At 39.4% G+C, this 13364-nt stretch carries 9 protein-coding genes; 6 read left to right on the top strand and 3 right to left on the bottom strand.

Annotated elements, in window-relative coordinates:
* Nucleotides 1-76: 76 nt before the first annotated feature.
* A complete protein-coding gene (locus tag DW000_RS03015) occupies nt 77-1432 on the bottom strand; it encodes a class II fumarate hydratase (protein WP_120054953.1) in 1356 nt (451 codons plus the stop codon).
* A gap of 448 nt (nt 1433-1880) precedes the next feature.
* On the opposite strand from DW000_RS03015, the gene DW000_RS03010 reads away from it, so the two are divergent.
* Together DW000_RS03010 and DW000_RS03005 are read left to right on the top strand one after the other, a co-directional pair.
* On the top strand, nt 1881-3959 hold the full coding sequence (locus DW000_RS03010) for an oligopeptide transporter, OPT family (protein ID WP_120054951.1): 2079 nt from the start codon (nt 1881-1883) through the stop codon (nt 3957-3959).
* 11 nt (nt 3960-3970) lie between these two features.
* Complete coding sequence (locus tag DW000_RS03005; RefSeq protein WP_120054949.1) at nt 3971-4816, top strand: hypothetical protein; 846 nt, start codon at nt 3971-3973, stop codon at nt 4814-4816.
* A gap of 92 nt (nt 4817-4908) precedes the next feature.
* Here the strand turns inward: DW000_RS03005 and DW000_RS03000 are convergent, their stop codons facing one another.
* Entirely contained in the window at nt 4909-6294 is a 1386-nt protein-coding gene (locus DW000_RS03000; protein WP_120054947.1) for an S-layer homology domain-containing protein, read from the bottom strand.
* 183 nt (nt 6295-6477) lie between these two features.
* Nucleotides 6478-8226, bottom strand: a complete 1749-nt coding sequence (locus tag DW000_RS02995; protein ID WP_120054945.1) for an S-layer homology domain-containing protein — start codon at nt 8224-8226, stop codon at nt 6478-6480.
* A 523-nt stretch (nt 8227-8749) separates the two neighbouring features.
* Between DW000_RS02995 and DW000_RS02990 the strand changes: the two genes are divergently transcribed.
* From DW000_RS02990 to DW000_RS02975, 4 genes are all read left to right on the top strand, one after another.
* Complete coding sequence (locus DW000_RS02990; RefSeq protein WP_004694880.1) at nt 8750-9487, top strand: (Fe-S)-binding protein; 738 nt, start codon at nt 8750-8752, stop codon at nt 9485-9487.
* A gap of 12 nt (nt 9488-9499) precedes the next feature.
* Nucleotides 9500-10945 carry a LutB/LldF family L-lactate oxidation iron-sulfur protein gene (locus tag DW000_RS02985; RefSeq protein WP_004694882.1) on the top strand — a complete coding sequence of 482 codons (1446 nt, stop codon included), beginning with the start codon at nt 9500-9502 and terminating at the stop codon, nt 10943-10945.
* On the top strand, nt 10945-11673 hold the full coding sequence (locus DW000_RS02980) for a lactate utilization protein C (protein WP_120054943.1): 729 nt from the start codon (nt 10945-10947) through the stop codon (nt 11671-11673). The genes DW000_RS02985 and DW000_RS02980 overlap by 1 nt, the downstream gene beginning before the upstream one ends.
* 176 nt (nt 11674-11849) lie before the next feature.
* A complete protein-coding gene (locus DW000_RS02975; protein ID WP_008602231.1) occupies nt 11850-13241 on the top strand; it encodes a cation:dicarboxylase symporter family transporter in 1392 nt (463 codons plus the stop codon).
* Nucleotides 13242-13364: the final 123 nt, after the last annotated feature.

Raw genomic sequence — 13364 nt, 5'->3', positions numbered from 1 at the left:
TAATGTATCGGGGCTTTTTCCGTTCATTTGAGGTATGAGAGGATGTTACAGATATATCATAGAGATGTGAGAGATTTTATTTCATGCGAACTGCTTCAGCAAATTCGTCTTCGGTCATGAGTTTTTCTTCCAAGATGATTTCTTTAATAGAGCAACCACGTTTGTACGCTTCTTTTACCACCTTAGCGCTCTTATCGTAGCCGATATATGGTGTTAAGGATGTAGCAATCATGAGGGATTGTTCTACAAAGAAGTTGAGTTTTTCAGGTACGAATTCTACACCGTCGATACAGTGTGTTGTGAACGAATTCATAGCATCTGCAAGGAGGCGACAGCTTTCAACAAAGTCATAGATCATGATAGGCATGTACACGTTCAATTGGAATGCACCGCTACCTGCACAAAGTGTCATAGTCGTATTATGGCCGAATACTTGGGCGCATACCATGGTCAAGGCTTCACATTGTGTAGGATTTACCTTGCCTGGCATGATGGAGGAGCCCGGTTCGTTTTCAGGAAGATGCCATTCGCCATAGCCACAGCGAGGGCCAGAGCCTAAGAAGCGCACATCGTTAGCGATTTTGAATAGGGTAGTCGCTAATGTGTTAAGTGCACCGTGAGCCATCATAAATGCATCTTTCAAAGATAGGCCTTGGAATTTGTTATTCTTAACACGGAATGGAGCGCCTGTTACCTCTGGCAATACAGTTTCCATAACGTCTAGATAGCCCTTAGGTGTGTTCACACCTGTACCGACCGCAGTACCACCGAGTGCTACGTCGAGTAGGTGGTCAGCATTTTGAAGGAGCATAGTTTTGGCAGTTTTTAGGCCGTCCACAAAGGCGCTAATTTCTTGGTCTACCATGATAAAAGTAGCATCTTGTAGATGCGTACGACCAACTTTTTGCAATCCTTTTCCTTTTTTCTGCAATTTTTCAAAGGATCCGATAAGGCCGTCCAATGCAGGAATTACGCGTTTTGTAATTTCAAAGTACGCACAGATATGCATTGCCGTAGGAAATGTATCGTTTGTACTTTGACCGCGGTTTACATCGTCGTTAGGATGAAGCGGATTGCTTTCATCTAACTGTTTAGCCCGGTGAGCGATTACCTCGTTCACATTCATATTCGTTTGTGTGCCAGAACCTGTTTGGAATACAGTTAACGGGAATTCTTCATCCCATTTGCCGTCTACAATCTCATCTACTACTTGAGCGATGAGTTTCGCTTTTTCCTCAGTTACTGCGCCACACTTTGCATTGGTTAAAGCACATGCTTTTTTTACAAGCGCAAGCGCTTTGATTTGTTCAATAGGGATGCGGTGGTCACCGATCTTAAAGTTATTGAACGAGCGTTGCGTTTGAGGTCCGTAAATTCGTCTAGCGTCGACTTCGACTGGTCCCATTGAATCGTATTCAATTCTTGTTTCCATAATGTTTACAACCTCCTTAAAAGACATGCCGACTCTATTGTCGGTACTTTAATTATATAAAATCCTGTATATTTGTACAGAATAAAAGAGAATGATTTCTATTTTCATATAATTGATAGGTGTATATGCATAATGCGCATATACACCTATCTCCTCCCTACAATATATATGTGATGATTTATATTTAATTTGTATATATGTTTTATATAATGCTGATCTGAGAGGGAGAAGGCGATAGCCCAAAAACGACTTAGCGGCCCCGCGAAGCGGGGTGGGTGGCTTTGGAGGCTTTTGGGCTATTGCCTTTCCCATAGCTCAAGGGTTGGAGAAAATATGTATACATTATAAATATCGCATATATATTGAAATCATCGCTTTAACACGATAAAATGAAAGTAGCTTAGTATATTGTTTTAAGTTTATGATTTCACAGAGGAGGTAAGTACTTATGAAACATGACTTTACGAGCCATGACCTTCATCTGCCGGAACTGACGTTACGTGGGATGCTACTTGGTGCATTGATTACTGTTATTTTTACAGCATCTAACGTATATCTTGGTTTGAAGGTTGGTTTGACGTTCTCGTCATCCATTCCGGCTGCTATTATTTCAATGGCGATTTTGCGTTTTTTCAAGGATTCTAACGTTCTTGAAAATAACATGGTACAAACGCAGGCTTCTGCCGCTGGTACATTGTCCGCTATTATCTTTATCTTGCCAGGTTTACTCATGCTTGGGTATTGGAATGGCTTTCCATTCTGGCAAACATTTTTGCTCTGTGCCTGTGGTGGTTCTCTAGGTGTATTATTCACCATCCCATTGCGTCGTGCCATGGTAGTGAATAGTGATCTACCATATCCTGAAGGCCGTGCAGCAGCAGAAATTTTAAAGGTTGGCTCTCACAATGGTGAACAAGGCCCTCAATCTAGCTCCGGTATGACAGACATTGTGTCCGGTGGCTTTGTAGCTGGCCTTATTAGCCTTTGTGCAAATGGTTTCAAAGTGCTTGGCGATAGCATGAGCTTCTGGATTCCTGTAGGTAGCAAAGGGATTACTCAAATTCCTTTGGGCTTCTCTACAGCGTTGTTAGGTGCTGGTTATCTTATTGGTATCGCCTCTGGTATCGCTATCCTCGTTGGTGTACTCATCGCGTGGGCTGGCTTCGTACCTTACTTCACTAATATGTTTGCTCCAGATGGCGGTGCTACTGCCAAGTTTGCAATGGCTGTTTGGAAATCTAAAGTTCGTTTTATCGGTGCTGGTGCTATCGGTATTGCTGCGATTTGGACTTTGATTACCTTAATCAAACCTATCATCGAAGGTATGAAAATTTCTGTTAAATCCATGAATAGCAGTTCCACAGAACGTGAATTGCATCGCATGGATACAGATATGAGTACAAAATCCGTTTTAGGTGTATTCATACTTATTCTTATTGGATTAGTATTTACATTCTGGGATTTCGTATCTGTCGTACCTATTAGTGCAGGTTTAATGTGGACACTCGTTGTAGTAGGTATCGTAGTAGCTTTATTGATTGGCTTCTTCGTAGCTGCAGCATGTGGCTATATGGCAGGCCTTATCGGTACATCTGCTTCTCCAATTTCTGGTATCGGTATTTTAGCGACTATTATTTCTTCCTTGGTTGTATACTTTATCGCAGCGGAAAATAATTTATTTGCTACACAAGAAGGTGTTCAGTTCGCTACCGCTATGGCTATCTTTATGACATCCGTAGTTATTGCGATTGCATCTATTTCTAATGATAATTTACAAGATTTGAAAACTGGCCAACTCGTTGGTGCTACACCTTGGCGTCAACAAATTGCCTTGTTACTTGGTTCTGTAGCCGGTGCCATTGCAATTGCTCCAGTTCTTAACTTGCTTTACCAAGCATATGGTTTCACAGGTGCGTTACCACGTGCTGAAATGGATCCAAACGCTGCATTATCTGCTCCTCAAGCGACTTTGATGACTACCATTGCGCAAGGTATCTTCAACTCTAGCATGGATTGGGATTATATCTTAATCGGCGTTGGCGTTGGTGTTGTGGCGATTATCGTCAATTTGATTCTCAAGAGCACAACTGCTACCTTAACATTGCCTCCGTTGGCTGTTGGTATGGGTATTTATTTACCACCTACTTTAGAAGTACCACTTATTATTGGTTCTTTCATCAGCTATTTCGTAGGTCGTTATCTTGTAGCTCGTGCTAAAATGCGTGCCGGTGAGCTTGCTGACTACGATGTAGAGCAATCCAATCGCCGCGGTGTTCTCTTTGCTTCTGGTCTGATCGTTGGTGAAAGCTTGATTGGTGTAATCATAGCTGTTATTATTGTATTGTCTGTTACAACTGGTGGTGGGGAATCCCCACTTGAATTAGTAGGTCCTGAATTTGAAAGCACAGCACAATGGTTAGGATTGCTTGCATTCATATTCGCTGGTCTCTATCTTGTTCGCCGTGTTGTTACACACAAGTTCAATAAAGAAGAAGCTCTTGCTATGAAAGCTGAGCAAGAACAATAAGAGGTTAAACAATGAAATTAAAACAGTCTGTACTCATCATTATGGCTGCTGCATTGCCAGTAGTCTCCTTCGCAGCAAGCGAAGTAATACCTGTAACGCAAGATACTGTAAATGTACAAGCAAATCAAACAAATGCGAAACGTGTAAATCGTAATGATTTAACATATCGTATTTCTAGCACTGCTACACCTGAGCAGAACCGTGCGTTGCGCTCTAAAGCGTCTAAAGTAGATCGTAATGCAGTTGAAGTGGTAGCTCCAAATGCGGACCGTTATATGGATCGCAAAGAGGTTGCTGTATCACCTGTGGAATCTACTACAGATCATTTGGATTTAGTATTCCCAGAGGTTAAATCTGTTAGCCCTGCGGTAGAAAAAGCAATTAATACGACCATCAAAAAGTATGTTTCTAAAATACAAAATGATGTAGAAAAGTTAAATGCTAAAGAATCTGATAAAACAAATGTAGTTATGTACTATGATGTTAAAACAGATAAAAACGGTATTTTCAGCGTATTGATTCACACATATACAATGCGTGATCATGATGCCAATGGTGTAAACTATGTAAAAGGTTTCACATTTAACACCACAACAGGTCGCCAATTGTCCTTGTACGATCTTGGTGGTCTTAATAAAAAAGAATTGGTGAATGCGATTAATAATAATCAAGATGTGAAAGATAAATTAGGTGGCGATGTAAATATCGATAAAATGCCTACTGAATTCTACACAACAGATGATTATTCCGTTGTAATGATCTTGCAACAAGACGTAGATGCAATCCATAGCGCAGGTACTATATATGTACCAGTTGGTATCTTGCGTGACCGCGAAAATGATGTAACAAAAAAATAATCGAACTGTGTAAATTCGATTATGTGTGTATAGTAACAGCTGTTTAATTGTGAAAAGAACCGCTCCTAAGGGGGCGGTTCTTTTTTATCTACTTATTGTTTGTCGTTATAATAGTTTACGCGTGGCGGTAATGGGAATTGAATGTTTCCATCTGAGTTTGTAAGTGGTTCCGGTGGTAATTGTAAGAATACATTATCATGGAATTTCTTTTTAAATGCTTTCAACGTCGATTTTTGAATAGAGTCAACGGTAATGAGAAGGGCACTCGTATCAGTATTTGGGGAGATGGAAAGAATCTTTCCTTGAGGTTCTTTTTGTTGGTAAAGGGCGATGGCATCAGATTGATACTCCTCTAGTTGGGCCTGATTTAATTTACCTTTTGATACGACTACAGTTCTATCTAGCTGTGGATCATGAGCTTCTGTAATTGCTTTGGAGACGAGGTCAGTTTTCTTTTGATCCGTTAAAGATGCATGTAATTGGCCTGCCTCCCAGAAGAGGGCCCCGTCTTGACGAAATTTGGTGAAATCATTGCCATAGCCTAATGCTTTGTCGATGATATTAGCTGTTTTATTTTCTACTTGTTGCTTGAACAATGTGTTATGGAAGGCAAGTGCTTGTTCTGTTTGTGTCATGCGGTACGCAATTTCCGCAGCTTCTGCACGAGTTACATATTTTTCAGGATTAAACAATGTACCTGGAGCGTAGTTTGTGAACCCAAGATAGGCAAGCTCGCGAACGGCATCTTGTGCCCAAGGAGCCACGAATTTTTGGTCTCCATAGGATATATTATCAAGAACTGTTGGGTCTTCAGTGATATATCCTAAATAATGGATATAGTTATCTGCTACTACAGCAAACTCTTGGCGAGACATATATTTTTCTGGTTTATATGTGTCATCGCCATATCCGCTGATGATATTCTTGCGCGCTACAGATTCAATAGCAAGAGCAGACCAACGGTCAGATGTAATATCTTTAAATTTACTTGATAAAAAGGCGGCCGTACCATCATCCGTGATATTGTTGAAGAGCGCTGCTACTTCTTCACGTGTCATAGGTTGGTTAGGTCGGAATGTACCATCGGAATACCCCTTCATTAGGTTAGCTTTTGTTACAGTGCTAATCGAGTTAGCTGCCCAAAAATCACTAGGCACATCTGTAAAGATGTGGGCGCGGATTTTTTGAATATCTTGAGGTGTACCAATAGAGGTATTTACAATTGCAGGTGATGCAGTATTAGTAGATTTAATTTTAGCTGTTTCGATTTTGGTTGCTTCCGTTTTATCGACATCCATTTTAGCTACTTCTGTTTTAGCTACATCTGCTCTAGTAGTTTCCATTTTAGTGGATTTAACAGTGGTTGCAGGAGCATGAGTTGTAGTGGTTGTGTTTGCAGAAGCAAAACCAAGGCCTGTTGTAGTCAATAATGTGCCGAGCACGAGGGCACGTAATGCGTAAGGGGTATTCTTGTACATAAAAATCCTTCCTAATCATGGTAAAGGCTAATGCGCGATAGCCGTAGAATATAAACTTTCACCAGCATAAAAAGCTATATCCGTCGCATCATAGTCAATTAGTTGGCATGCATTGTGATATACAACAAAGCAGCGTAGTACTATTGAGTATACGCTGCCTTGGCTGGTTAAGTGTAACGCCGATTAGCGTTTTACTGTCATTTTTACTTTGGAACCGAATAATTTAGAGATCCCTTGTTGTGTTTCTTTAGATGCTGTAGATACAACTGCGTAAAGTTGGTTATTCTCTACATCAGGGAATGTAGCTAGAATTGTACCTGCTTTTTCATTTTTGTTGTAGTAGTTGCGGAAGTTTGTATCAATTGCATCGTATTCAGCTTGGCTGTACTGGGAAGATTCAACTATAACATAGTTATTTACAGTGGAATCACCACGGTTTGCAAGGTTAGCTTTTACAGTGGAAATATCGCTGTCTGTTTTCAAAGCTACGTGTAATTGGTTGTCACGCCAGTACATTACGCCGTAATTTTGGAATGCATCTTCTGTTTTATAAGTTTTATTTAATTCAGAAAATACTTTGTCTTCTAATGCAGCTTGTTGCTTTTGATCAAGTGCTTTTAGTGTGCTACGACGAACAGGGCGAACTGTGCGAGTAGGTTCAGCTTTTTCCGCTACTGTAGCATTTTTGTTGCCCTTTAAGTCTTTGTCAGCTTTTTTTGCCTCAGCTTTGGCTACTTTATCTGCCTTTTCTGCCTCTTTTTTCATGTCTTTATCAGTTTTGGACATATCTTTTTTTGCATCTTTATTTACTTTGGAGGCCTCTTTTTCGATTGCTGTATCAGCTTTTTTTATATCTTCTTTTACAGTTGTTTCAGCTTTAGCTTCAGTTGTACTGTGTTTCGGTGTTGCAAGGCCAGCACCATTAAGCATGCGGTTCAAGATTGTTGCCGCTTGTGCTCTTGTTACAGGTTGTTTAGGGTTAAAGTTTTCTGTTGCCCCAGATGCTACGATGCCACGTTGAGCCATGTATTGGATATCTGCCAAGTAAGCAGAGGAGATGCTAGCTTCGTCTTTAAATGTTACTTTTTCTGCTTTTACAGGTGTAGAAAGATTTAATTTTTTAGCTAGACTAGCGGCGGATGCAACGAATTGTTCGCGGTCCATAGTTTTGCTAGGTGTGAAAGCTGTTTTAGATGTGCCTTCCATTACGCCTGCAGCACTAACTAATTTGATAGCAGAGCTAGACCAACGATCTGCTTCCACGTCAGAGTAGGAGGTAGAGGATTCTTTTGTTGCAATCTCCGCTAATTCTTGTTCGTTTAAGTTGTGTTGTAGCACTTTGCCATAAATAGCAGCTGCTTGCTCACGAGTAATTTGTGCACTAGGTTTGAATGTATTATCAGCATAACCAGAAAGGTAACCGGCTTGTGTCATTGCTTGGATAGCATCGCGAGCCCAGTTATCTTTTGTGTCAGGGTATATACCAGCAGGTAAGTTTTCTTTAGCTTTTACAGCTTTTTTACCTTCTACTTTTACAGCATCTTCTTTTACATCATTTTTTACAGAAGTATCAATGCGTTTAACGTCATTTTTTACAGAAGTGTTAACGCGTTTAGTATCGTTTTTTACGGATGTATCAGTGCGTTTAACAGCGTTTTTTGCAGATGCATCAGCATGTTTTGCATCACGTTTTACAACTGTGCTACCATGTTTAGCATCATTTTTTACGGATGTATCAATACGTTTAGTATCGTTTTTAACAGATGTATCAACACGGTGTTCATCCGCTTTAGCAGAAACTTCAGCTCTAGTAGCCACATTAGATACTTCTGATTTTATATGAGTCGCAGTTGTTTCAGCGTGAGCCATGCTGAATGTAGAGCCAAGGGCCAATGTAATTGCTAAAGACAAAGATAATTTATTTAGTTTCATGAAAAGGGCTCCTTTCAAACTATACTTATATAAAATAAATTATAACACTTTTTAAATTTATACACTACTATAAGAAAATGTAATATATAAGGATAAAACTTACATGAATTTGAAAAATTAAGTTTGATTATATAAATATAGAATGAAATATAGATAAAAGTTGATTTTCTAGTAGTTAAAAATGCAAAATGATAAATATTCGCAAAATCTAGATTCTATGGGGCTTTTACAAGAAAAAATGATAAATGAAATAATAGATGTGATAAAATTCAATGTTTGCTATTACAAAAAGTCATAACGATATAAGAAATAAAAGGGTACATACGAATATAGCAATTCTTTGGACAATATCTACATGATTAATTTATAATTATAGCGATGAGCTTTTGAATATTTATTTGAAAGCATAAGTAATGTTCAGGGCAGAAATTTAGTTGAAAAATTCACTACTAAAAATTGCCATAACACATACATATCAAAATTTTTTATTAGGTTAAGTACTAGAAAAGACGAGGAAGTTAATATGAAAATTCATCTTTTCCAACAGTGTTTGATTGACATGTTCTACCCTCATGTAGGTATGGCTGGTGTAGAAGTACTTGAAAGATTAGGTTGTGAGCTTGTAGTACCTAAGAAACAAGTATGCTGTGGACAAATGTTTACTAACTCCGGTTACAATGACGCAGCTATGGATGCAATTAAGAATACAATCGAATGCTTTGAGAACGCTGAATATGTAGTCAGCATGTCCGGTTCTTGCGCTTTTGCAATCCGTGATGAATATCATCATTTCTTAAAAGATCAACCAGAGTGGTTGGCGCGCGCAGAAAAATTGAGTGGTAAAATTTACGAATTCACTCAATTTATTACTGACGTATTAGGTGTTGAAGATGTAGGGGCTCGTTTCAACGAATCCGTAACATACCATACATCTTGCCACGTAACTCGTTTGATGGGCATTAAAGAGCCTCCTTTCAAACTCCTTAAAAACGTTAAAGATATCAACTTGATTGAATTACCACGTGCAGATCGTTGCTGTGGTTTCGGCGGTACTTTCTCAGTTAAAAACCCTGAAATCAGTGAAGTTATGACACGCGAAAAAGCATTGGAAATTGCTGGCACAGGTGCCAACGTTATCTCCGGTTCTGACCAAGCGTGCTTGATGAACATCGCTGGTATGCTTGATCGTCTTCATAAAGAAGGCGAAATTGATCGCCGTATCAAAGTTATGCATATTGCTGAAATCTTAAACTGCCGTTAAGGAGGAGACGACATGGCACTTATATATGACAATCGCCCCTATAAAACACGTATAAAAGAATGTTTGGCTGACGATTTCAAAGTTGCAGCTATTAAAAAAGCACAAGACGTGTTTTATGATAAACGTAATACAGTAGTTGCGGATGTTCCTGAATGGTTAGATTTCCGCGCTGAAGCGGCTAAAATTCGCGATCACGTACTTAACAACTTGGATTACTATGTAAGTCAATTTGCTGACAACGCTGAAAAAGCCGGTTCTAAAGTTCACTTTGCGTTCGATGACAAAGAAGCAACTCAAATTGCATTAGATATCCTTCGCCAACGCGAAGCAAAAATGATCGTTAAATCCAAAACTATCTTAACTGAAGAAATTGGTTTGAACGAAGTGTTAGAAGAAGCTGGTATTGAAGTTAACGAAACTGACTTGGCTGAATTTATTTTGCAAACTGCAGTAAGTCCTCCATCTCACATCGTAGTACCAGGTCTTCACTTTGAACGTAACAAAATCCGCGAAATTTTCGCTGAAAAATTAGGTTATACAGGAACTGAAAACCCTACGGAAATGACTCACTTTGTACGCGGTTATGTACGTGAGCGCTTCTTAAAAGCTGATGTAGGTGTTAACGGCTGTAACTTTGCAGTTGCTGAATCTGGTACATGTACAATCGTTTCCAACGAAGGTAACGGTCGTATGGCTAGTTCTATTCCTAAGACTCAATTGATCTTCTTAGGTACAGAACGTATTGTTCCTGATTTTAAAGCTCTTGATGTTATGATGGAAATGTTGAACCGTTCTGCAGTAGGTTCTAAAATTTCTAACTACTTCTCCATGATGACTGGCCCTGCGCGTCCTGGTGAAGCTGATGGTCCTGAAGAAACTCATATCATTATTATCGATAACGGACGCTCTGGCATCTTGGGTGGGACATTCCAAGAAATGCTACGTTGTATCCGTTGTGGCGCATGCATGAATATTTGTCCTGTATACCGTCACGTTTCCGGTCATGGATATGGTTCTGTATATCCAGGTCCAATGGGTGCTGTATTGACTCCATTATTCAAAGGTTACGATGTAGCCGGCGATCTTCCATATGCTTCTACATTATGCGGTGCATGTACAGAGAACTGTCCAGTAGCTATTCCATTGCATGAATTGTTGATGGAGCACCGTCATATCATGGCTGATATTGAAAAGACTCGTCCAAAAGCAGAAGAAGCTATCTTCACAGCAGCTGCTAAGATGTTCGGTAATGCAACATTATTTGATCTTGGCACAAAAGCTGGTGCTATCGGTATGAACTTAATTAGTAATAAAGAGGGTAACATGCCTGAATGGACTCAAGCTATTCCAGTTATGAATGGCTGGACTAAATCTAAAGAATTGGGTTCCTTGAAATTCAAGAAATTCCGTGATTTGTATGCTGAACATGAAAAGAACAAGAAGAAGGAGAAAAAATAATGGATGTAGCTAAACGTAATCAATTTATTGCACGTTTATCTCGTGCATTAGGCCGTGATCAAGAAATGTGCCCTGCTTTTGTAGAAGGCTTTGATTATAGCCATGGTCCTCAAGAAACTATGTTCCAAGATTTGAACCGCGATCAAATTTTGACAATGTTTAAGGAACAATGTCAACGTGTTGGTACAAAATTCGTTGAAACTACACCTGACAAACTAGGTGAAACAATTTTTGCAGTTATCGACGACTGGGGAAACGGTAAAATTGTATTCCCAAGCTCTCCTGAAGTAGAAGAATATAAATTAAAAGAATTGTTCGAACAAGATGCAGCTAATAATGGCGGCACTCGTACATACTTCCAATGGGATCCAGCTAAAGGTCGTGAAGAATGTATTTCTAATACTGCTAATGCTGATATTGGTATTACATTCCCATACTGCGGTATTGCTGAAACTGCTACTGTAGTGCAAGCTTCTGGTGAGGATTCTGGCCGTGTGATTAGCTTGCTGCCTACAACACATATTGCGGTGTTGTATACTGACACAATTAATCCTCGCATGACACAAACAATGGAACATTTGGCTGAACGGTATCATAACGATCCAGCTAAGTTCCCTACAAATATCTGCTTGATTTCTGGTCCATCCCGTACGGCGGATATCGAATTGGTAACTGTAGATGGTGCTCATGGTCCTATCCAAGTAACCTATATCTTAGTTAATAGATAATATAATAACTAGATTTACTAAAGGCGATTTTCTTTTGGAAAATCGCCTTTTTGGTGCATATATTACAGAATACATTAAATGTTACCAAAAATTAAATATTATACTTGTATTTTTTTCGATATATGCTATACTAAATTCATAACCTATTGTTGTGATATGAATTAAAGAGGTGTATTATGAATATTCCATTCTTTACAGATTACCTCATGTTAAGCAATCCATTAAGTATTGGTATTATCGCGGTGTTCGTGCTCGTGTTAATAGGTATTTATGTATTGCAACGCAAGGGCACATCCTTCGGTAATCTCGTTATTATTGGTACTATTGCCGGTGCCGTACTTGGTATAGCGGTCCAAATTATTGCAGGCTTCCCTGATGATCCATCCAAAGTGGTTTATATTAAGGAAAGTACAAAGTGGTTCTCTCTCGTAGGGGGCGGTTTCATCGACTTAATCCGCATGCTTGTTATTCCTATCGTTTTTATCTCTATTGTTCACGTTATTTTGCACATGGAGGCAGGTGCTAATCTTAAAAAGTTAGTAGTTGCTATGATTTCTACGAATCTTGGCATGGTAGCCGTTGCTGCTATAGTCGGTCTAATTTTGGGGAATGCCTTCGGTTTAGGGCAAGGTTTTGATATTGTTGAATCTGGTAAGAAGATTCGTGAAATCAAACCTATGGTTGATACATTCCGAGCACTAATTCCAAGTAATCCAATTCAAGCGGCTGCTGAAACAAATGTTATCGGCATTGTTGTGTTTGCAATTATCTTGGGTAGCGTAGCTCGTCTATTAAAACAAACAGGGACAAACTCTATGGAGGTATTCACAAAACTATTTGATGAACTTCATCAGTTGATTTCCTGGGTAGCTGATTTCATTATTGGTCTTATGCCATATGGTGTAGTTGCCTTATTAGCTTCTACATTGGCAACACGCGGTGTACAAGCTATTCTTGATATGGGCTTGTTCGTAGTATTACTTTACGTTGGTCTTTTGATTATGTTTGTTGTACAAGCGATCTTGATTACTAGCTTTGGTTACAATCCGATTACATACTTCAAGAAAGCGAAAGCACCACTCTTATTGGCGTTCACTTCTCGTTCTTCGATGGGGGTATTGCCATTAACTGTAGAGACCTTGACAAAACGTCTTGGTGTAAATGCTACAACTGCTAATACAGTAGCTTCCTTCGGTACTACTGCGGGCATGCAAGGTTGTGCGGGCGTGTTCCCAGCACTTGTTGTGGTGTACATCTCTAATGTAGCCAATATTCCATTCGATATGACTATGTATATCATGAGTGTTATCGTTATTGCTATTGGTTCTGTTGGTATCGCAGGCGTGCCAGGTACGGCTACAATGGCGGCATCTGTATCCCTTAGTGGTACAGGCCTTGGAGCGTACTTCACCTCCATTAGCCCAATTCTAGCTATCGATCCATTGATTGACATGGGACGTACATGTTTGAACGTATCTGGGTCCTTAACAAATGCTTTGGTAGTAGACAAAATTATGGGAACCATCGATAAGGATGCATACAATAATCCTAACGAAGGTCGCGTATAAAAACTAGCAACACTTAATCATATAATTATTATAAAAAGGGGCTGTAGCTGAATGTGGTAAAACCACATTTGGTTACAGCTTCTTTTGCTTTTTAAAAGTGATAATTATTACAGATTGTAAACT

Origin of the sequence: Veillonella sp. AF36-20BH (assembly GCF_003602765.1) — a bacterium.
In the GTDB taxonomy this organism is placed as follows: Bacteria; Bacillota; Negativicutes; order Veillonellales; family Veillonellaceae; genus Veillonella; species Veillonella hominis.
Note: the sequence above shows the minus strand (reverse complement) of the source record. Positions and strands in the feature narration are given on the sequence as shown.